The 20,247-nt window shown below is 72.3% G+C and carries 18 protein-coding genes; 10 read left to right on the forward strand and 8 right to left on the reverse strand.

Annotation, left to right across the window (positions count from 1 at the left end):
• Window positions 1–759 carry a DeoR/GlpR family DNA-binding transcription regulator gene (locus ACFPYL_RS00815; RefSeq protein WP_379149384.1) on the reverse strand — a complete coding sequence of 253 codons (759 nt, stop codon included), beginning with the start codon at window positions 757–759 and terminating at the stop codon, window positions 1–3.
• A 68-nt stretch (window positions 760–827) separates the two neighbouring features.
• On the opposite strand from ACFPYL_RS00815, the gene ACFPYL_RS00820 reads away from it, so the two are divergent.
• The 4 genes from ACFPYL_RS00820 (at window position 828) to ACFPYL_RS00835 (ending at window position 5,302) form a co-directional block, all read left to right on the forward strand.
• Entirely contained in the window at window positions 828–1,211 is a 384-nt protein-coding gene (locus tag ACFPYL_RS00820) for a DUF4406 domain-containing protein (RefSeq protein ID WP_379149386.1), read from the forward strand.
• Between the two features lie 9 nt (window positions 1,212–1,220).
• Window positions 1,221–2,012 carry a deoxyribonuclease IV gene (locus ACFPYL_RS00825; protein ID WP_379149388.1) on the forward strand — a complete coding sequence of 264 codons (792 nt, stop codon included), beginning with the start codon at window positions 1,221–1,223 and terminating at the stop codon, window positions 2,010–2,012.
• 63 nt (window positions 2,013–2,075) lie between these two features.
• Window positions 2,076–4,079 carry an ArnT family glycosyltransferase gene (locus tag ACFPYL_RS00830; RefSeq protein ID WP_379149390.1) on the forward strand — a complete coding sequence of 668 codons (2,004 nt, stop codon included), beginning with the start codon at window positions 2,076–2,078 and terminating at the stop codon, window positions 4,077–4,079.
• On the forward strand, window positions 4,076–5,302 hold the full coding sequence (locus ACFPYL_RS00835; RefSeq protein ID WP_379149392.1) for a glycosyltransferase: 1,227 nt from the start codon (window positions 4,076–4,078) through the stop codon (window positions 5,300–5,302). The genes ACFPYL_RS00830 and ACFPYL_RS00835 overlap by 4 nt, the downstream gene beginning before the upstream one ends.
• Before the next feature lie 3 nt (window positions 5,303–5,305).
• Here ACFPYL_RS00835 and ACFPYL_RS00840 read toward each other — a convergent pair whose 3' ends face one another.
• The 5 genes from ACFPYL_RS00840 to ACFPYL_RS00860 all read right to left on the reverse strand — a co-directional run bounded on the left by ACFPYL_RS00840 (window position 5,306) and on the right by ACFPYL_RS00860 (window position 10,877).
• A complete protein-coding gene (locus tag ACFPYL_RS00840; protein WP_156391139.1) occupies window positions 5,306–5,620 on the reverse strand; it encodes a hypothetical protein in 315 nt (104 codons plus the stop codon).
• Window positions 5,621–5,709: 89 nt separating this feature from the next.
• Window positions 5,710–8,160: a CHAT domain-containing protein gene (locus tag ACFPYL_RS00845; protein ID WP_379149394.1), complete on the reverse strand. Its 2,451-nt coding sequence runs from the start codon at window positions 8,158–8,160 to the stop codon at window positions 5,710–5,712.
• A 4-nt stretch (window positions 8,161–8,164) separates the two neighbouring features.
• Window positions 8,165–9,793 (reverse strand): S8 family peptidase, encoded by a 1,629-nt coding sequence (locus ACFPYL_RS00850; protein ID WP_379149396.1) that lies wholly within the window; start codon window positions 9,791–9,793, stop codon window positions 8,165–8,167.
• Window positions 9,794–9,799: 6 nt separating this feature from the next.
• Window positions 9,800–10,261 carry a hypothetical protein gene (locus ACFPYL_RS00855; protein WP_379149398.1) on the reverse strand — a complete coding sequence of 154 codons (462 nt, stop codon included), beginning with the start codon at window positions 10,259–10,261 and terminating at the stop codon, window positions 9,800–9,802.
• Between the two features lies 1 nt (window position 10,262).
• Window positions 10,263–10,877: a sigma-70 family RNA polymerase sigma factor gene (locus ACFPYL_RS00860; RefSeq protein WP_379149400.1), complete on the reverse strand. Its 615-nt coding sequence runs from the start codon at window positions 10,875–10,877 to the stop codon at window positions 10,263–10,265.
• Window positions 10,878–11,081: 204 nt separating this feature from the next.
• On the opposite strand from ACFPYL_RS00860, the gene ACFPYL_RS00865 reads away from it, so the two are divergent.
• The 4 genes from ACFPYL_RS00865 to ACFPYL_RS00880 are packed head-to-tail and all read left to right on the forward strand — an operon-like array spanning window position 11,082 to window position 14,445.
• Entirely contained in the window at window positions 11,082–11,405 is a 324-nt protein-coding gene (locus ACFPYL_RS00865) for a hypothetical protein (protein ID WP_379149402.1), read from the forward strand.
• Window positions 11,406–11,425: 20 nt separating this feature from the next.
• On the forward strand, window positions 11,426–12,208 hold the full coding sequence (locus ACFPYL_RS00870; RefSeq protein WP_379149404.1) for a hypothetical protein: 783 nt from the start codon (window positions 11,426–11,428) through the stop codon (window positions 12,206–12,208).
• A 33-nt stretch (window positions 12,209–12,241) separates the two neighbouring features.
• Entirely contained in the window at window positions 12,242–13,390 is a 1,149-nt protein-coding gene (locus ACFPYL_RS00875; protein WP_379149406.1) for a lipid II:glycine glycyltransferase FemX, read from the forward strand.
• Window positions 13,390–14,445 carry an alanine racemase gene (locus tag ACFPYL_RS00880; RefSeq protein ID WP_379149408.1) on the forward strand — a complete coding sequence of 352 codons (1,056 nt, stop codon included), beginning with the start codon at window positions 13,390–13,392 and terminating at the stop codon, window positions 14,443–14,445. Before ACFPYL_RS00875 ends, ACFPYL_RS00880 begins: the two co-directional genes overlap by 1 nt.
• On the opposite strand, the gene ACFPYL_RS00885 is transcribed toward ACFPYL_RS00880, so the two are convergent.
• A complete protein-coding gene (locus tag ACFPYL_RS00885) occupies window positions 14,406–15,818 on the reverse strand; it encodes a glycosyltransferase family 87 protein (RefSeq protein ID WP_379149410.1) in 1,413 nt (470 codons plus the stop codon). The two genes, ACFPYL_RS00880 and ACFPYL_RS00885, sit on opposite strands and share 40 nt — an antisense overlap.
• A 29-nt stretch (window positions 15,819–15,847) precedes the next feature.
• Window positions 15,848–18,157: a transglycosylase domain-containing protein gene (locus ACFPYL_RS00890; protein WP_379149412.1), complete on the reverse strand. Its 2,310-nt coding sequence runs from the start codon at window positions 18,155–18,157 to the stop codon at window positions 15,848–15,850.
• Between the two features lie 173 nt (window positions 18,158–18,330).
• Between ACFPYL_RS00890 and ACFPYL_RS00895 the strand changes: the two genes are divergently transcribed.
• Window positions 18,331–18,972: a PadR family transcriptional regulator gene (locus ACFPYL_RS00895; protein WP_379149414.1), complete on the forward strand. Its 642-nt coding sequence runs from the start codon at window positions 18,331–18,333 to the stop codon at window positions 18,970–18,972.
• A 14-nt stretch (window positions 18,973–18,986) separates the two neighbouring features.
• Window positions 18,987–20,072, forward strand: a complete 1,086-nt coding sequence (locus tag ACFPYL_RS00900) for an inositol-3-phosphate synthase (RefSeq protein WP_379149415.1) — start codon at window positions 18,987–18,989, stop codon at window positions 20,070–20,072.
• Window positions 20,073–20,247 lie beyond the last annotated feature (175 nt).

The raw sequence follows: 20,247 nt of genomic DNA on the forward strand, positions 1-20,247 counted from the left end.
TCAGTCGGTGCCGAGCACCCGCACCCCGGCGGCGCGGAGGTCGGCGACGCCCCTGGCCGGCGCGGCCGCGTCGGTGACGACGGCCGCGACCGAGGACAGCGGCACCACCTCGAACGCCGAGGCCGTCCCGATCTTCTCCCCGCTCCCGAGGACGTAGGTCTCGGCGGCGCGCTCGCTCCAGGCCCGCTTGATCGCGGCCTCGTCGGCGTCGCCCGTGGTGAGGCCCTCGACCGGGTGGATGCCGGTGACCCCGAGGAAGAACGCGTCCACGCTCACCCGGCCGATCGCCTCGTGAGCCAGGGCGCCTGCGGCGACCACGGAGTGCTTGAACAGCCGCCCACCCACGATGACCACCTCGACCGTCGGGTGGGTGGAGAGCTCGACAGCGATGGTCGGGCTGTGGGTGATGACGGTGGCCCGCAGGTCTGCGGGCAGCGCCCGGGCGAGCTCGCGCGCGGTCGTCCCGCCGTCGATCGCGACCGTCTGCCCGGGGCGCACCAGCGCCGCCGCCGTCCGCCCGACCTCCGCCTTCGCACCGGTGCCGATCGACGTGCGCGCCGTGAAGTCGGCGACGGCGGGCGAGGCCGGCAGGGCGCCACCGTGCACCCGGTGCAGCAGGCCGTCGGCCGCGAGCTCGCGCAGGTCGCGCCGGATGGTGTCCTCGGACAGGTCGAGCCGGGCCGCGAGCTCCTTCGCGACGACCCTGCCGTCCTCGCGCAGCGTGGTGACGATCAGGTCCTTGCGTTGGGCGGCGAGCACGGCGTCACTCTAACCGCTCTGCACGTTCTTGCTTGTTTTTTCACGTTTCTGCACGTTAATGTCGGGCCATGACCTCGTCCCTGATGATCCTGATCGCCGGCCCCTACCGCTCCGGGACCGGCGACGACCCCGACCTGCTCGCCGCCAACCTGGCCGCCCTCGAGTCCGCTGCCTGGCCGCTCTTCCGCGCCGGCCACGTGCCGATGATCGGCGAGTGGGTGGCGCTCCCCGTGCTCCGCAGCGCCGGCGCCGACGGCCTGGCCGACCCGCTCGCGGAGCAGGTGATGTACCCGACCGCCGAGCGGCTGCTCCAGCACTGCGACGGGGTGCTCCGGCTCCCGGGCGCCTCGCGCGGCGCCGACCAGGACGTCCGGATCGCCGAGGAGCGCGGGCTCCCGGTCTGGCACCGGATCGAGGACGTGCCCGGGTACGCCGTCGGTGGGGCCGCCTAGTCTGACCGCATGGACATCGGAGCCCACGTCGACCAGGCCGACCCGATCGCCGAGGCGCAGGCCCGCAACGCCCCGCACGTGCAGTTCTTCCTCGGCGACCCGCAGGGATACAAGGGCCCCGAGCTCCAGTACGCCGGCGGCGCGGAGGGCCTCAGGGCCGACGCCGAGGCGGCGGGGATCGGCCTCTACGTGCACGCGCCGTACATCGTCAACGTCGCGACGACCAACAACCGGATCCGGATCCCGAGCCGCAAGCTGCTCCAGCAGCACGTCGACGCCGCTGCCGCGATCGGCGCCCGCGGGCTGATCGTCCACGGCGGCCACGTCAACAAGGACGACGACCCGGAGAAGGGCTTCGACAACTGGCGCAAGGCCATCGAGGCGACCGACCTCAAGCTGCCGCTGCTGATCGAGAACACCGCCGGCGGCGACAACGCGATGACCCGCTACCTCGAGCGGATCGGCCGGGTCTGGGACGCGATCGCGCCCACCGAGCAGGCCGACCTGGTCGGCTTCTGCCTGGACACCTGCCACGCCCACGCGGGCGGCAACTCGCTGGAGACCGTGGTCGAGGACGTCCTCAAGATCACCGGCCGCATCGACCTCGTGCACTGCAACGACAGCCGCGACGAGTTCGACTCCGGCGCCGACCGGCACGCCAACCTCGGTGCCGGCAAGGTCGACCCCGACCTGCTCGCCGCCGTCGTCCGCGACGCCGGCGCGCCGGTCGTCCTGGAGACGCCCGGCGGCGCGAGCGAGCACACCGCCGACGCCGACTGGCTGAGGGAGCGCGGCCTCTAGCCTCACAGGAGGCCCACAGAACGGGCACGGGGTCCGGCCAAGACCCCGCCCCACCGTGGAGGCATGACCGCCACACTGACGCCGCCCGACACCACAGCCCCACCCGCAGCGCCGCCGCCACGCGCGCGCCGCGACCACTACCGGCCGGCGCTCGCCGTGCTGCTGCTCGGCACCGCCGTGCTGTACCTGTGGGGGCTGAGCTCGTCCGGCTGGGCCAACAGCTTCTACTCGGCGGCCGTCCAGGCCGGCTCGGAGTCGTGGAAGGCGTTCTTCTTCGGCTCCTCCGACGCGTCGAACTCCATCACCGTCGACAAGACGCCGCTCGCGCTCTGGCCGATGGCGCTGTCGGTGAAGGTCTTCGGGCTGTCGTCCTGGTCGATCCTGGTGCCCCAGGCGGTGGAGGGCGTCCTCGCCGTGTGGCTGCTGACGGCGACGGTGCGTCGTACGACGGGAGCGGCGTGGGCCGGCCTGCTCGCCGGCGCGGCCCTCGCGCTGACGCCGATCGCGGTGCTGATGTTCCGCTTCAACAACCCCGACGCGATGCTCGTGCTGCTCATGGTCGCGGCGGCGTACGCCGTGCTTCGTGCCGTCGAGGACGGCGTCCGCCACCCGGCGCGGTGGATCGCCCTGGCCGGCGCGCTGGTCGGGCTCGGCTTCCTGACCAAGATGCTCCAGGTCTTCCTGGTGCTCCCGGCGTTCGCGCTCGTCTACCTCGTCGCGGGCCAGCCCCGGGTCCTCAAGCGGATCGGGCACCTGTTGGTCGCCTTCGGCTCGATGATCCTCGCCGCCGGGTGGTGGATCGCGATCGTGGAGCTCTGGCCGGCCGCCAGCAGGCCGTACATCGGTGGCTCGCAGGACAACTCGATCCTCGAGCTGACGCTGGGCTACAACGGCCTCGGCCGGCTCAACGGCGACGAGACCGGGTCGGTCGGCGGCGGCGGTGCGGGCGGCGCCGGCGGGTCGATGTGGGGCGAGACCGGGATCGGGCGGCTCTTCAACAGCGAGATCGGCGGCCAGATCGCGTGGCTGCTGCCGGCCGCGCTGGTGCTGCTCGTCGCGGGCTTCTGGTTCACCGCGCGCCGGCCGCGCACCGACCGGGTGCGCGCCGCGCTGATCCTCTGGGGCGGCTGGCTGCTGGTCACCGGGCTGACCTTCAGCTTCATGGCCGGCATCTTCCACGCCTACTACACCGTGGCCCTCGCGCCCGCCGTCGCCGCCCTCGTCGGCATCGGCGCGCACCTGGTCCGGCAGCACCGCCGGTCCTGGGAGGCCGGGCCGGTCGCGGCGGTCGCCGTCGCGATCACCACGGTCACGGCGTTCTTCCTGCTGGGCCGCAGCACCGACTTCCTGCCCTGGCTGCGCTGGGTGGTGCTGGTGGTCGGCGTGCTCGCCGCCGCCGCGCTCTTCGGACTGCGCTGGCTGCCCCGCCGACTCGCGGTCGCCGCTGCCACGGTGGCGATCGTCGCCTCGCTGGCCGGCCCCACGGCGTACGCCGTGCAGACCGCGTCGACCGCGCACACCGGCTCCATCCCGACCGCCGGACCGACCGTCGCGGGCAACGGCTTCGGCGGCGGCCCCGGCGGTGGTGGCGGTCGCCCCGGTGGCGGCCAGGCGCCGCCCCAGATGCAACAGGGCCAGACCCAGGGCCAGATGCAGGGCCAGATGCAGGGCCAGATGCAGGGAGGCGGCGCCGGCGGGCTGCTCAACAGCAGCGAGCCGGGAGCCGAGCTGGCGGCGCTGCTCGAGGCGGACGCGTCGGACTACACCTGGGTCGCGGCCGCGGTCGGCTCCAACAACGCCTCCGGCTACCAGCTCGCGACCGAGGAGCCGGTGATGGCGATCGGCGGCTTCAACGGGTCGGACCCGAGCCCGACGCTGGCGCAGTTCCAGCAGTACGTCGAGGACGGGGAGATCCACTACTTCCTCGGCAGCGGGAGCAACTTCGGCCAGTCGATGGGCGGCAGCAACAGCAGCAGCGAGATCGCCGCCTGGGTGGCCGACAACTTCACCGCCACCACCGTCGACGGCGTCACGGTCTACGACCTGACCACCGGGAGCGCGTCGTGACCGCCGAGCCGTGGGATCCGCCCGGCGCGGCCGCCGACACCGCGACCACGACCCTCGAGGTGGTGATCCCGGTCTTCAACGAGGAGCGCGACCTGGCCGCGTCGGTGCTGCGGGTCCGCCGCTACCTGGCGACCCTGCCGTGGACCTTCCGGGTGACCATCGCCGACAACGCGAGCACCGACGGGACCGCCGTGATCGCGCGCCGCCTGGCGCACGCGCACGACGACGTCCACGTCGTCCACCTCGCGGAGAAGGGCCGCGGCCGGGCGCTCAAGCGGGTGTGGAGCCGGTCGGACTCCGACGTCCTCGTCTACATGGACGTCGACCTCTCGACCGACCTCAACGCCCTGCTCCCGCTGGTGGCCCCGCTGATCAGCGGGCACTCCGACCTGGCGATCGGCACCCGGCTGGGCCGCGGGTCGCGGGTCGAGCGCGGGCCGAAGCGGGAGCTGATCTCGCGCGGCTACAACCTGCTGCTGCGCGGCACGCTCCGCGCGCGCTTCTCCGACGCCCAGTGCGGGTTCAAGGCGATCCGCGGCGACGTCGCCCGCGAGGTGCTGCCACTGGTCGAGGACGACGCGTGGTTCTTCGACACCGAGCTCCTCGTCCTCGCCGAGCGGGCCGGCCTGCGGATCCACGAGGTCCCCGTCGACTGGGTCGACGACCCGGACAGCTCGGTCGACATCGTGCGTACGGCGCTCGCCGACGTCCGCGGCATCGTCCGGGTCGGCCGCGGCCTGGTCTCCGGCCGCCTGCCGGTCTCCGACGTGGCCGAACGGCTCGGCCGCGCATCGGCCGACGCCGGCGGCGGTCGACTCGGGCTGCAGGTCGCGATGTTCGCCCTGGTGGGCGTCGCGTCGACGGTCGCGTACGCCGTCCTCTTCCTGCTGCTGAGCACCCGGACGTCGTCGTTCACGGCCAACCTGCTGGCGCTCCTGCTGACGGCCGTGGCCAACACCGCGGTCAATCGACGGCTGACCTTCGGGGTCCGCGGCCGGGCGGGAGCCTGGGGTCACCAGCTGCGGGGACTGATCGTCTTCGCGGTCGGCCTCGGGGTGACCACCGGCTCGCTGTGGCTGCTGCACGCGAGCGGGTCGCCGAGCCGCGGGGTGGAGGTCGCGGTGCTGACGGTGGCGAACCTGGTCGTGACGGTGCTGCGGTTCGTGGCGATGCGGGCCTGGGTCTTCGCCCGCCGCCCACGGCGGCCGGTCGAGGTCAGCTGACCCTCAGCTGACCCGGACGGTCAGGTCGCGCACCTCGCCCGGCCCCGACCGGTCGACGCGGCGCCGGATCAGCCGCAGGGGCTGGTCCTCCGTCGCGTCGGCGTCGAAGACGAGGAAGAGGAAGCCGTGCGGTCCCTCCTCCAGCGGCAGGAGGTTGCCGGGCCGGTCGACGACCTGCCAGCGGCTCAGGCCGAGCCCGCGGCGGCGGAAGCGCACGGCGAGCCGGGCGCCCGCCGGCACGACCACGTGCTGACCGGGCTGCGGGTCCTGGATCACGTGGACGGGGGTGGTGCGGGTCGGTGAAGTCATGACGGACATGCCGTGCTCCTCGGAGTTCGAGCGGTCTCCCTGACACGACTCAGGAGCAGCACCCCAGGGGTCAGATACCCGTTCGGGCCATCCGGTGACTAGCCGAAGCAGACGAGGGGCACCGGGGCCGTCCCCGCCGAGACCGCCCCGACGGCCTCCGCCAGGGCGGCGGCCGGGTCGACCCCGGCGGCCAGGCGCTCGTGGACGGCGAGGAGGACGCCGTACGCCGCCTGGTCGTTGATCGCGGCGGGCGAGGCGATCACGCAGCGGGCGCCGGCGTGCAGCCAGGCCGTCGTCATCCCGATCAGCTCCTCGCCGGAGCGCACCGTCGACCGGCCGACCTCACACGCGGAGAGCAGGACGACGTCGGGCACCCGGCTGAGCCGGTCGATGTCGTAGCCGAACCACGGCCCGTCGACGAGCTGCACACCGGCGAACATCGCGTTCTCGGCGCTGTGCCGACCGTGCGCGGCGACGTGCAGGACGTCGACGTCGTCGGCCAGCGCCGACACCGCCGCCGCCGTCGCCTCGTCGCCGAGCAGGACCCGCGCCGCCGGCCACTCCTTGGCCGCGGCCACGACCTCGTCCTCGGCCCGCGCGACCCGCGGTCCGGCGACGAACCCGGCGCTGGCGGTCCGCAGCGGCGTCGTACGTCGCGCCAGCCAGGCGGTCGCGGACTGGGCGACGGTCAGCGGGCGACCGACGTACCCGGGCAGCAGCGTCCACGGGATCCCGGACAGAACGCCGGACGGCGTGAGCACCACCCGCCGGTCGCCGACGGCGTCCAAGACGGGTGCGACCAGCAGCGCCGCCAGGGTGTCGAGGCGCTGGGCGAGCTCGGTGCGGACGAAGGAGCCCATCGCGTCGGGGAGGTCGGTGGCCGCCATGTCGAGGTCGGGCAGCAGCCCGCCGATGAGCTGGTCGAGCTCGTCGCGGTGGCCGAGGTCGACCCAGGTCACCTCGTCGGTGGTGACGACCAGGGCGACGACGGCGGTCGCGGTCACGACGTACGCCACCAGGGCGGTGTCCTGGTCGAGCGCGTCCCGCAGGGCGTCGAGGGTGACGGGGTCGGCGACCTCGCCGGAGCCCCGGTGCTGCCAGGCGCGCTCGCGGACCCGCTGGCGCAGCTCGCCCTCGCGGCGCGGGTCGCGACCCGGGTCGGCGGCCAGCTCGCGCAGCTCGGCGAGGTCTCCGGCGATCTGCTCGTCCTCGGGCGGTCGCACCGGCTGCACCCGGCTGGCCAGCATCCGGGCCCGCTCCGACCACTCGAGGAGCACCTCCGGCCGTCGCGACGCGACGGCCAGGGCGAGGCCCCGGACGCCCAGCCGGGTGCCGTGGCCCGCGACCCCGGTCTGGAGGTCGAGCGAGCCGAACGAGCTCTGCCAAGCGTGCAGGTCGGAGAGTCCGGCACGCAGGTGCCTGAGGGCGTCGGCGCGCCGACCGGACGCGGCGGCCAGCTCGGCCCGCACGTCGCGGTCCAGCAGCCGTACGCCGAGGGGCGCCCGGCGTACGGTCCCGACGTCGCGCAGGTCCGTGCGAGCCCGGTCGAGGTCACCGCGCCGGATGCGCACGCGGGTCGCGTCGATGCGGGCGAGGGCGGCCTCCCAGCGCAGTCCTTGCTCGGCGAGTGCCTCAGCGATCGCCACACCGCGCTGGGCGAGCGCGGGCCCGGTGCCTCCGGCCTCCACCTGCGCGCTGAGCAGCGTGGCGTCGGCCCGGACCTGCCACGCTCCCGCACCGGTACGACGGAAGCGACGCAGCGCGTCCCGCGCGGCGGTGCCGGCACCGGCGGGATCGCGCGGCACCAGGCTGCGCGCGAGCGCGAGCTCGGCCTCGCCGCGACGCTGATGCAACCGGCGGCGTCCATAGGCATCGGCCGCCGCCGCGAGCGCGGTGGCACCCTGCTCGTACAGCCCGGCCGCCATCAGGACCTCCGCCCGGTCCTGATCGGCCATCGCGGTCATCACGGGCCCTTCGGCCTCGAACGACGGGTAGGCCTCGTCGAGGCGCCGGAGGGCGGCCACGAGATCACCCTCGAGGAAGTGGACGTAGCCGAGGTTGTGGACGGCCTTGGCGGCGCCGTACTCGTCACCGACCTGTCGATAGGCCATGTGGGACTGCTCGAAGCCGGCCAGAGCCTCCGGCAGCTGCTTGCGCTGAAGGTGGACGTTGCCCCGGTTGAGGTGGATCCGCGCCAGGTGTGTCGGGTCGTCCATCAGCCGCGAGGCGGCGTCCAGGTCGGCCATCGCCGCCGCCGTCTCGCCGCGCAGCATCTGCAGGAGGCCGAGCTGGGCGTGCAGGATGCCCTCGGTGTGACGGTCGAGCCCGCTGCGGCCGAGCGCTTCGCGGCACAGCGCCATCGCCGCGTCGTGCTCCCCCGTCTCGGACAGGACGTAGGCCAGGCTCCCGGCGATCCGCGCGTCGAGATCGGCGTCTGCGGCCTCCCCGGCCTCTTCACGTGCCCGCTCGAGCAGGCGCCGGGCCTCCCGGTGGCGCCCGCGATTGAGCGCGCTGACACCCCGCGTGTGCAGGTCATGCGGCGAGGTCACGACCTCATGATCGTGCCAAACCCGTCGTGGATGTCACCACTTCCCAGGCCAGGTCGACGGCGGACTGCGGGTCGCTGACGTCGTCGACGGGCTCCAGCGCGCCCACCAGGCCCGCCGCGACGGTGCCCGCGAGCACCGGCGCGCTGAACGACGTACCACTCCAGACGGCGAAGCCGCCGCGGAAGTCATCGGGGTCGATCGCCTCGCGCACCCGTCCGAAGGCGCGTGTGCGAGCGACCGGCTCGTAACCGCCACGGAACGCGGGCATCGTGCTCATGACCGCGGCGCCGGGCCCGTAGGAGCGCACCCACGGACCAGCGTTGCTGAAGAGCGCGTCGGTGCCGTTGGGGTTGCTTGCGCCCACCGAGAGGATCGGCGCGATCGTCGGGTCGAAGGGAATCGGACCACCGTCGTCGGCCCATCGACCGAAGGCTGCGGGGAACGAGGGTCGACTGGTCGCGTCGTTGCCGGCCGAGCAGACAACCACGACGCCGGCGCGCGCCAACTCCTCGAGGATCGCGTACATCGTCGGGTCGAAGAGCGCGTCCTCGGGGGTCTCGTGGTAGTAGCCCATCGACAGGCTGAGCACGTCGATCGGGTGTCCGCCCGGCTCCCCGGCGCGGTGGCGCCTGGCCAGCTCGGCGATCTGGGCGAGCGTGGCGACCAGGTCGGACTCGACGATCGGGCCGTCGGACGGCACGACTCGCCACGCCAGGATGTCGGCGTCCGGGCAGCGCTGCCGGATCAGCCCCGCGATGAAGGTCCCGTGTCCCGAGATCGGGTCGATGGATCCGTCGAGCGGACCGGACTGGTCGCCCTCGTCCTCCGGGGACACCGACGTCGCGTCGGAGTAGCCGATCGTCACGCCGTCGAGCGTCACCGTCGTGGTCACGACACCGTCCAACCACGGGTGCTCGCCGCAGCCGGTGTCGAGCACGGCCACCACCGGCCGCCGGCCCTTGATCGCCTGGTCCTGGCGGCGCCGCGGGGCCGACCCGACGTACGCGATCGGCTGACGTCCGCCGGAGCCGATCTGGAGGTACGTCGCGATCGCCCGCGAGCCGCGCGCGTCGGACGCCGGGCTCGAGTCGTGCATGGGGCTCGAGTCGTGCATCGGGCTCGAGTCGTGCATCGGACTCGAGTCGTGCATCGGACTCGAGTCGTGCATGGGGTCGGAGTCGATGGCCGGGACCACCAGGTGGTCGAGGCTCACACCCTTCACCGCCGAGACGCCGAACTGGGCACGGGTCTGCTGCAGCAGCGTCCAGGCGTCGGGAGCGATGGTGGCGCGGTTGGACGCGACGCCGAGCCGGAGCGGGACGTAGCCGAACTTCAGGTTGACCGTGCGCGGGTCCTCGTCCTCCGGCTCGACGCTCCAGCCGAGGGGCTCGGCGACGTAGCGCAGCACCTCGACCGCCGCGGCGACGTCGACCGACTTCGAGACCAGCAGCCGCGGGCCGACGTACACGGTCGGACGGGGGACGACGCCGTCGACGACGATCGCGGTCGCCGGGTCGAGGAAGCGGCCCTGCGCGGGCGCGATCGCGCCGGGGTGCGGAGGACGGGGGTCGCGGTCGAGCGGCTTGCGGACGGGACGCTCGGGACGGGGCTTCTTCTCGGGGGAGTCGGTCACGGGTCCTCAGATCTCGAAGGTGGGGGTGGCGAAGGCCGGGCGCGACCCGTCGTGCGGCTCCAGCCGCAGCCGCATCAGCCCGACCGGCAGGTCGGTGAGCGCGAACCGTCCCGAGTCGCTCACCACCGCCTCGTGCGTGACCGGCTCCTCGCCGGGCAGCGCACGGATCGTCATGGGTTCGGCCGGCACGATCCAGCCGTCGACGCGGGACCGGCCGTTGTCGACGGCGATCCGCAGCAGCAGGTCGGTGTCGCCGTGCACGAAGCGCAGCGTGTACGACGTGGAGCCGCGGGCCCCGGCGAGCTCGGTCGAGCGCTCGACGAGCTCCATCAGCTCCAGGTCGAGGTCCGAGGCGGCCATCGCGGCCGCGGCCTGCATGGTCGCGACGAGGTGGTCCGGCACCGGGTCGTGGCGCTCGTAGGCGTCGCGCACGATGTTGAGGAGTGCGTCCCTGCTCAGCTCGGACATCTCAGATTCCCCCTGCTTCGATCAGCGCCACGCGCAGCTTGGCGAGGCACCGTCCCCGGGTGGGGCCGATGCTGCCGACGGGCATCCCGAGCTCGGTGGCCAGCTCGCGGTAGTCGGGCCGGTTCTCGAACGCGACGATCCGCAGCAGCCGGCGACAGCGCTCCGGCAGCCCGTCGACGGCGGCCCAGAGGCGATCGCCCTCGTCGTGCTGGACGACACTCTCCTCCGCCGACCGCTGACGCGGAAGCGCGAGCGCCAGGTCCTCGTCCTCGACCGGCGTCGGCGTGGTCTTCGCCCCGGCACTGCGCCACGCCTCGCGGCGCGCGGTCGTCGTCAGCCAGCCGCCGACGGCCACCGGGTCGAGGATCGCGGCGCGGCGGCGTACGAGCGCCAGCCAGGTGTTCTGGATGACGTCCTCGGCCGCGGACTCCGGCAGCCGGTAGGCACGCACGACGTGCCAGAGCACGGGGGTCATCACGGCGACGAGGTCGTCGAGGCCGGCGGCCTCCCCGGCCACCCAGCGGTTGAAGCCGTCGGTCGCCTCGGCCCACACGACCCCTGGGCGCGCGTCGCCGGACCGGTCGTCGTCGGCCCGCGGGCCACCGCTCCTGGTCATGCGACGCGTCGCTCCCCGGTGTTCGTCGATCAGGATCACGCCCATGAGGAGTGCGGGGCGGGGGTCCTGATACCTCCCTGCCACACATATTCGGGGGAGATCCGTCGTGCATCCTCGCCCGGACCGGGTGAGTGCGCAGGTGATTCGCGTCGAATGCCCGGTCGCCGTTGTAACGCAGGCGGCCCGATCGGCGCTGTGTCGGGTATGAACCGCACCGTCCACACCGTCCTCGGCGCGCTGCTCGCCGCCACCCTGGGCCTGGTCGCGCCCGCCGCCGCGACCGCGGCGCCGCACCGCGACATAGACCCGGGCGCGCTGCCGGTGGGGGCGAAGCCGGGCCTGCCGTACCTGGTCGAGAAGGCCGAGAAGATCCACGTGCCTGGGGCCGCACCGTCTCGACCAGGCCGCTCCGCACCGACGGGTACTACTACTCCGGGGAGCTCCGGCACGCCCGCGGCGGCTGGCTGCTGCCCCAGGAGGTCTCGGACGACCGCGGACGGGACCTCGGCACCACCGTCACCTTCCTGAGCACGTCGGGCCGCGCCCACGTGGTCGGACGCCGGGCCAAGGTCTACCTCGAGGCCGTGTCGGCCGACGGACGCTGGTACGTCGACCTCGCGGCCGGCGGCCAGCTGCGCGCCGTACGCATCAGTGACGGGCACACCATCGGAGCCCACCGGTTCTCGTCGCCGACCTTCGGCCCCGTGGTCCTCTCCGCCGGCGATGGCCACGTCCTGGTGCGCACGACCACCCGCAGCCACGGGAGGTTCACGGTGACCACGTCGTCGTGGACGCCGCGCACCGGCGCCGTCCGCGTGCTCAGCCGACAGCGCGCCCTGTACACCGTGACGCCCGGCGTCGGCAGCTCGGCGGCGCACCTCTACTCCGTCCCGCGAGGGACGGCGCGCGGTGGCTCGCTGATGCTCGACAGCAGGACCCAGCGTCGCCTGTGGTGGGTGCGTGGCGAGAGCGTCTCGTCGTTCTCCCCCGACGACCGCCGCGTCGCGACCATCGACCGCACGTACTTCAACGAGGACTCGCCCTGGGGCGAGATGGCCGGCACCGTGCGAGTCCGTGACGCGCGCACCGGTCGGCTGCAGGCGACGTTCACGGGCAACTTCGGCTGGGCCTACCCGACCTGGCAGCCGATCTGGGAGTCGCCGACGTCGCTCCTGCTGCACGCGGTCGGCGACGGGGTCTACAGCGATGCCTCGGAGTCGTCCACGTACCCCACGCCGTGGGTCGTGCGCTGCTCCACCGTCACCGCGACCTGCCAGCGGGTGCCGGTGGAGGCACAGAGCACCGAGCTGCAGGTCCGCAAGAGCAACTGATCGGCCGTGCGGGGCGTTCGCTAGCCTCGACCCGTGACCTCCCCGATCCTCTCGACCCGCCTCGACGTCCGAGGGATCACCGCCGACGAGCACCTGGCCTTCGTACGCCGCCAGCGCTCGGCGAGCTTCCTCCAGACCCCGGCCTGGGGTCGGGTGAAGGCGGAGTGGCGGCACGAGTCGGTCGGCTGGTTCCGGGGCGACGAGCTGGTCGGGGCCGCGCTGGTGCTCTACCGCCAGCTACCCCGGGTGAAGCGCTACCTCGCCTACCTGCCCGAGGGACCGTCCATCGACTGGGAGTCCGAGGACCTCGCCGCGTGGCTGCGTCCGCTGGCGACCCACCTCAAGGGTGCGGGCGCCTTCGGTGTCCGGATGGGGCCGCCGGTGGTCACCCGTCGCTGGGACGCCGCCACCGTGAAGGCCGGCATCGCGGACGACGCGGTGCACCGCCTCGGCGACCTGGCGCCGACCGAGCGCAGCCACGGTGGCGCCCGCGTGGTCGCGCAGCTGCGTGACCTCGGCTGGCGGCCGCAGGCGGTGGAGGGCGGCTTCGCCGCCGGACAGCCGCAGTACGTCTTCCAGGTCCCGCTCGCCGGTCGCAGCGAGGACGACGTGCTGGCCGGGATGAACCAGCTCTGGCGCCGCAACATCAAGAAGGCCGCCAAGGAGGGCGTCGAGGTCACGTCGTACGACGGCGCGGCGATCGAGCCCGAGCTCAAGACCTTCCACGACCTCTACGTGCACACGGCCGAGCGCGACCACTTCACGCCGCGGCCGCTCTCCTACTTCCGCACCATGGTCGACGCGCTCGGCTCCGAGGAGACCGACCGGATCCGGCTCTACACCGCGCGGCACGAGGGCACGCTGGTCGCCGCCACGATCGCGATCCGGGTCGGGGCGCACGCCTGGTACTCCTACGGCGCCTCGTCGACCGAGAAGCGCGAGGTCCGCGGCTCCAACGCCGTGCAGTGGCAGATGATCCGCGACGCGATCGCCGCCGGCGCCGACGTCTACGACCTGCGCGGCATCACCGACACGCTCGCCTCCGACGACCCGCACCTCGGCCTGATCCAGTTCAAGGTCGGCACCGGCGGCGAGGCCGTCGAGTACGTCGGCGAGTGGGACCTGCCGCTCAACAAGGCGCTGTACAAGGCGTTCGACGTCTACATGAGGCGGCGCGGCTGATGTCCCTCACCCTGACGATCGACGGCGACCGCTGGCGCGCCCACCTGCGGTCGATCGCCGACGCCGAGCCCGGCCTGGTCCCGGTCGCGAAGGGCAACGGCTACGGCTTCACCCTCGGCCGCCTGGCCCGCAAGGCGCAGTGGCTGGGGGTCGACACGGTCGCCGTCGGCACCTACGAGGAGCTGTCCGAGGTCGCGAGCCGGTACGACGGCAGCCTGCTGGTGCTCACCCCGTGGCGTCCGTTCGGTGCCGCGACCGAGCTCGACCCCGCGCTCGCACGCCGCGTCATCCACACCGTCAGCCGGATCGCGGACCTGGGCGACCTGCTCGGCCGCCAACCCGACGCGCGCGTCGTCCTCGAGCGCTCGACCAGCATGCTGCGCCACGGCATGACCGCGCGCGAGCTGTGGTCGACGGCCGAGGTGGTCCGCGACCACCCGAAGGCCCGGGTCGCCGGGGTAGCGCTGCACCTGCCGCTCGCCAACGGGGCGCACCTCTCGGAGGTGCACCGGCTGATGACCGAGGTCGTCGCGACCGAGCTCCCGCTCGACACCGTGTGGGTCAGCCACCTGAGCAGCGCCGAGCTGAGCGCCCTGCGCACGGCGTACCCCGACTTCACCTTCCGGCCGCGCATCGGCACCAACCTGTGGCTCGGCGACCGCTCGGCCCTGCACGTCACCGCGACCGTGCTCGACGTGCACGAGGTCGAGCGTGGCGACGGCTTCGGCTACCGGCACCGGACCGCCCCGAAGGCCGGGCACGTCCTGGTCGTCAGCGGCGGCACCGCCCACGGCATCGGCCTCGAGGCCCCGCTCGGCGACGCGAGCCTGAAGGGTCGGGCCGCGACCCTGGCCCGCGGCGGCATGGACGCGGCCGGCTTCGTGCGCTCACCGTTCTCGATCGACGGCAAGCAGCGACTCTTCGCGGAGCCCCCGCACATGCAGGCCTCGATGCTGTTCCTCCCCCACGGTGCGCGGGTCCCCGCGGTCGGCGACGCCGTCGACGTCCGGGTGCGCTACACCGCCACCGCGTTCGACCGCATCGTCACTGCCTGAGCGCTCTGCCGGACCGGGTCGCGGCGCGGGTCCCACAGGTCCCGCGCCACCATGGCCACGAGGTAGAGCTCGGCCGCCATCCGGACCAGCGTGGCCGCCCAGTAGAAACCGGCGTCACCACCCGCGGCCGGGGCGAGGTAGCCACCGAGGTACCACCACACCGCGGCGAAGTAGAAGATCTCGCCCGCCTGCCAGATCAGCAGGTCGCGCCAGCGCGGCCGGGCCAGGACGGCGAGCGGCAGCAGCCAGAGCACGTACTGCGGCGAGTAGACCTTGTTGATCAGCAGGAAGCCCGCGACCACCAGGAAGCCGAGCTGCGCGAGTCGCGGGTTCGCCGGCGAGGTCAGGCCGAGGGCCGCCACCCCGAGGCACCACAGCCCGAAGAACAGCCAGGACACGACGTTGATCGTGTGTGGCTCGAACGTGAACGGGTCCGGCGTCGTGTCGAGCGCCTGCTGCACGACCAGCCAGATCGAGCCGAGGTCCGCCCCCCGGTCGGAGTTGAACGACCAGAAGACCTTCCACTCCGACGGCCCGGTCAGCAGGGCCGGCAGGTTGGCGACGAACCAGGCGGCGCCGGCACCGAGGACCGTGACCCCGAACGTGCGGTAGCGCCGCTGGCGCAGGCAGATGACCAGGACCCCACCGAGCAGGAAGAGGGGGTAGAGCTTGGTCGCCGTGCCGAGCCCGATCAGGACGCCCGTCAGCACCGGTCTGTCCCGGACCCAGGCCCACAAGGCTCCGGCGACGAACGCCACGGCGAGCAGGTCCCAGTTCACGAGGCCGGTGAGCAGCAGCGCGGGCGAGAGCGCGAACGCCGCCGCGTCCCAGGGCCGGCGCGGGTTCACGCCGGCCAGCAGCCAGGTCGTCAGCAGGGCCAGGACGGCGAAGCCGAGCGCGTTGACGATCACGAAGATGCGCATCTCCCGGTGCACCTTCGGCCAGCCCGCGACCTGGTCGGTCGGGGCGCCGTACCGGGGTTCGAGGTCGGGCGACCCGTTGAGCCAGTGCGTCACCCAGGACGTGCCCCAGGCCCAGTACGCGATCCCGACCGGGTACTCCATCACCGAGAAGCGGGCCCGCACCTGGGCGTCGTCGCTGTAGGGCCAGTTGAGCTCGGCGAAGCCGCGGCCCGTGTAGAGGTAGGGCAGGTCCGAGTAGCACATGTGGCTGTAGCGGGCCTGGCCGTCCTGCCAGGTGTCGTCGTAGCAGTTGCCCTTCTGCACCATCCCGAGCGCCATGCAGATCGCGGTCAGGGCGAGCAGCACCCGGACCGGCGTCCACCAGGGGTGCCGTCCGGCGCGGGTGCCGACGGGTCCGCCGACGACCTCGCTGAGGGTGCCGACGACCGGGTCGTCGACGGTGGGGTCCACCCAGGCGCGATCCCCCACCGGCCCGGCCATCAGCCGAGCCGGACCCGCCGCCGACCGTGCCGCTGCCGCACGCCCTCAGCGGCACCCGCCGTGGCGGGGGGCGTGCTCGCGGGCGGCGACGCGGGGTCGGTCGGGGTCTCGCAGCCACCGATGAGGGTGCAGGTCGGGGTGTCCGACGGCGTCGGCGTGTCCGACGGGGTCGGCGTGTCCGACGGGGTCGGCGTGTTCGACGGCGTGCTCGACGGCGTCTTGGTGGGCTTGGGCTTCTTGGTCGGCTTCGGCGGCGGGGTGTACGGCGCGTGGCCGTCGTCGGGAGCGTCGCCGTCGACGTTGGCCGCCGGCGGGAAGTCCTCGGGCTCGGTGCCCTCGAGCGCCCTGCCCATGACGTCGGTCCAGGTGCGCGCCGGGTAGGAGCCGCCGAAGTACTCGGGCAGCCAGCCGTCGAGCTGCTCGTTGCCCTTGCCGCGCACGTACATGACGGCCGTCGCCAGCTGCGGGGTGTAGCCGACGAACCAGGCCGACGAGACCTCGTCGTTGCCGTTGGTCGCGGTGCCGGTCTTGCCGGCGGCCTCGCGGCCGAGGTTGAGCGCCGCCGTACCGGTGCCGACCTTGACGACCTGCTGCATCGCGTACGACGTGTCGACGGCGATGTCCTCGGGGATGGCGCGATCGGTGTGCTGCTTGTAGGAGTAGAGCTTGTTGCCGTCCTTGTCGGTCACCTTGGTGACGACGTGCGCCTGGGCGGCCTTGCCGCCGTTCGCGATGCTCGCGTAGGCGTTGGCCATGTTGACCGGCGCGATCGTCGCGGAGCCGAGCGCGATGCCCGAGACGGGCTCGAGGCCCGGGCTGTTGTCGAGGTTGTTGTAGCCGCCCTTGTTCTTGTTCCAGGCGGGGATGCCGAGGTCGTTGGCGACCTTGAGGATCTTGTCGGGGCCGTCGGGCATCGAGACGGTGAGGTCCGCGAACACGGTGTTGATCGAGTCCTCGGTGCCGCGCAGCAGGCTGATCGCCGACCCGTAGTCGGTGCCGAGGCCGTCGGAGCCGGTGCCCTCGTTGCGCACCCGGTCGCCGGTGCCCTCCTCGTTGTAGTAGAAGGGCGAGTTGCCGTCGAAGGTGTCCTTGAGGGAGAAGCCGGCCTTGAGCCCGGCGGCGACGGCGAACGGCTTGAACGTCGAGCCGACCTGGCCGCCGGCGGTCGCCCAGTTGATCTGGGAGTCCACGTAGTCCTGGCCGCCGTAGATGCCGCGGATGGCGCCGGTCCCGGGCTCGACGGTCGCGACGGCGATGTGGAGGTGCTTGTCCGAGAACTCCTTGCCCTCGGGACGCTGCTCCTTCACGCCTTCCTCCGCGGCCGCCATCGCCTGCTTCGTGAAGGTCGTGGTGACCCGCAGGCCGCCGCCGTCGATCTGCTGGTCCTCGAAGCCGAGCTTGTGCAGCTCGTCGCGGACCATCGTGAGCATGTGGCCCTTCTGGCCGCCGTACCTGCTCTCGGCCTGGATCTTCGGGAACCTCGGCAGCTTGCGCTTCGCCTGCTCGGCCTCGTCGGCGGTGATGTTGCCGGCGTCGGCCATCCCGTCCAGGACGTAGTCGTAGCGCTCCTTGAGCGCGGCGCGCGAGTCCTTGCCGTTGGCCGGGTCGAAGCGCGTCGGGTTGTTGAGCACGCTCGCCAGGACCGCCGACTCCCGCAGGGTCAGGTCCTTGGCGTCCTTGTCGAAGTAGGCCTTCGACGCCGCCTGCACGCCGTACGCGCCGCGACCGAAGTAGATCGTGTTGAGGTAGCCCTCGAGGATCTCGGACTTCGACTTCGTGCGCTGCAGCTTGAGGGAGAGGACCGCCTCCTTCACCTTGCGCTTGTAGGAGCGCTCCTGGGTGAGGTAGAGGATCTTGACGTACTGCTGGGTGATCGTCGACGCGCCCTGGGTCGAGTTGCCCTTGGCGTTGCTGAACGCCGCGCGCAGGATGCCGCGCGGGTCGATGCCGCTGTCGCTCCAGAAGGTGCGGTTCTCCGCGGCGACGACCGCGTTCTGGAGGTCGTCGGGCATCTCCTTGAGCGAGATCGACTCGCGGTTCTGGGTCGCGAAGCTGCCGACCTCGTCCTTGCCGTTGGCGTAGTAGACGAACGACGTCTGGGTCTCGAAGTCCTTGTTCGGGTCCGGGATGTCGGTCGACCGGTAGAGGTAGACGAACCCGCCGGTGACCAGGAGCAGCCCGACCAGGCCGGCCACGAGCACCCAGCGGGCGAAGCGCCACACCTTCTGCTTGCGGGTGCGGGGTCGCTTGGTCGGCCGGCCCGCCGTCTTCTTGTCGGCTGGCCCGGCGGCCTTGCGCTTACCACTCACGTCACAGGCTCCGCTGGTCAGGGATCACGAATCCTGGTCAGGGTACGGGGGGCGTCCAGAGCGGCCCAAGACGACGCTCCCGTGCCGTTCGCCACGTCCTCGGACGCGCCTCGTCGTGCTCCGTGACAGGTCCATAGTTCGCAACGCGCGGATATATCGCTACGATAGGTCTCATGGCACGTCGCGCAGAGACCATCGAGCTGGCAGTCCTCGGACTGCTGCACGAGGCTCCCATGCACGGCTACGAGCTCCGCAAGCGCCTCAACCTGATGCTCGGGTGGGGTCGGGTGCTCTCCTACGGGTCGCTCTACCCGACCCTGAAGAAGATGCTCCGCGCGTCCCTCATCGAGGAGACGCTCTCGACCAAGACACCGGGCACCCCGGTGTCGAAGCGGCCCCGGATCACCTACCAGGTCACCGAGGCCGGCACGCGAGAGTTCGAGCGCCTGATGTCGGAGGTCGGTCCCACTGCGTGGGAGGACGACAACTTCGACATCCGGTTCGCGTTCTTCTCCTCGACCGACATGGAGATCCGCCTGCGGGTGCTCGAGGGCCGGCGTACCCGGCTCCAGGAGCGCCTCGAGCGGGTCCAGAGCCAGCTGTCACTGACCCAGAAGGAGGTCGACCGCTACGCGGCCGAGCTCCAGCGGCACGGCGTCGAGTCGGTCGAGCGTGAGGTCGAGTGGCTCTCGGGCCTGATCAACGCGGAGCGCAACGGCACGCCTCAGCAGACGTCCACCGCGACGGCCCCCGACACGTTCGGCACGCCGTCCAACCAGCCACCCGCGACCCCCGCGGCTGAGCACACGAAGTGAAGGAAGGAATCCCGATGGGTTCGGTTCGCGTAGCAATCGTGGGAGTCGGCAACTGCGCCAGCTCCCTCGTCCAGGGTGTTGAGTACTACAAGGACGCCGACCCGTCCGGCTCGGTCCCCGGCCTGATGCACGTCGCCTTCGGCGACTACCACGTCAAGGACGTCGAGTTCGTCGCGGCGTTCGACGTCGACGACCTGAAGGTCGGCAAGGACCTCTCCGAGGCCATCAACGCCTCGCAGAACAACACCATCAAGATCGCCGACGTCCCCACCCTGGGTGTCGAGGTCCAGCGCGGCCCGACGCTCGACGGCCTCGGCAAGTACTACCGCCAGACCATCGACGAGTCCGGCGCCGAGCCGGTCGACGTCGTGCAGGTCCTCCGTGACCGCCAGGTCGACGTGATGGTGTCCTACCTCCCGGTGGGCTCCGAGGAGGCCGACAAGTTCTACGCCCAGTGCGCCATCGACGCCGGCGTCGGCTTCGTCAACGCGCTGCCCGTCTTCATCGCCTCCGACCCCGAGTGGGCCAAGAAGTTCGAGGACGCCGGCGTCCCGATCGTCGGCGACGACATCAAGTCGCAGGTCGGCGCCACCATCACGCACCGCGTGATGGCGAAGCTGTTCGAGGACCGCGGCGTGGTGCTGGACCGCACCTACCAGCTCAACGTCGGCGGCAACATGGACTTCAAGAACATGCTCGAGCGCGAGCGCCTGGAGTCCAAGAAGATCTCGAAGACGCAGGCCGTCACGTCCAACCTGACCGGCGAGCTCGCCGGCAAGGTTCACGACAAGAACGTCCACATCGGCCCGTCCGACCACGTCGAGTGGCTCGACGACCGCAAGTGGGCCTACGTCCGCCTCGAGGGTCGCGCCTTCGGCGACGCCCCCCTGAACCTCGAGTACAAGCTCGAGGTCTGGGACTCGCCGAACTCCGCCGGCATCATCATCGACGCGCTCCGCGCCGCGAAGATCGCCAAGGACCGCGGCATCGGTGGCCCGATCATCTCGGCGTCCTCGTACCTCATGAAGTCCCCGCCGGTGCAGCTCCCCGACGACGAGGGTCGCCGCCGCGTCGAGGCCTTCATCGCCGGCGAGGAGTGACCTCGCTCCGCTGAGCACCACGACCCAGACCCGGTCAGGCATTGCCTGGCCGGGTCTCGTCGTACCTGACGGAAGTGTCCTGACCTGGGCGGGATCGCGACCCGTCCGTCAGGTACGACGAGGACGAGCGACCGGCCGGTCCAGACCAGTCATCGGACCCGCTATGTCCGTTCTG

It is taken from the genome of Nocardioides hankookensis, assembly GCF_042658885.1.
Lineage (GTDB): Bacteria > Actinomycetota > Actinomycetes > Propionibacteriales > Nocardioidaceae > Nocardioides > Nocardioides hankookensis.

Coding starts and splice junctions, on each gene's coding strand:
- ACFPYL_RS00820 (WP_379149386.1), top strand. CDS start 828: ATGACCTCGTCCCTGATGATCCTGATCGCCGGCCCCTACCGCTCCGGG.
- ACFPYL_RS00825 (WP_379149388.1), top strand. CDS start 1,221: ATGGACATCGGAGCCCACGTCGACCAGGCCGACCCGATCGCCGAGGCG.
- ACFPYL_RS00830 (WP_379149390.1), top strand. CDS start 2,076: ATGACCGCCACACTGACGCCGCCCGACACCACAGCCCCACCCGCAGCG.
- ACFPYL_RS00840 (WP_156391139.1), bottom strand. CDS start 5,620: ATGTCCGTCATGACTTCACCGACCCGCACCACCCCCGTCCACGTGATC.
- ACFPYL_RS00855 (WP_379149398.1), bottom strand. CDS start 10,261: ATGTCCGAGCTGAGCAGGGACGCACTCCTCAACATCGTGCGCGACGCC.
- ACFPYL_RS00860 (WP_379149400.1), bottom strand. CDS start 10,877: ATGACCAGGAGCGGTGGCCCGCGGGCCGACGACGACCGGTCCGGCGAC.
- ACFPYL_RS00865 (WP_379149402.1), top strand. CDS start 11,082: ATGAACCGCACCGTCCACACCGTCCTCGGCGCGCTGCTCGCCGCCACC.
- ACFPYL_RS00880 (WP_379149408.1), top strand. CDS start 13,390: ATGTCCCTCACCCTGACGATCGACGGCGACCGCTGGCGCGCCCACCTG.
- ACFPYL_RS00895 (WP_379149414.1), top strand. CDS start 18,331: ATGGCACGTCGCGCAGAGACCATCGAGCTGGCAGTCCTCGGACTGCTG.
- ACFPYL_RS00900 (WP_379149415.1), top strand. CDS start 18,987: ATGGGTTCGGTTCGCGTAGCAATCGTGGGAGTCGGCAACTGCGCCAGC.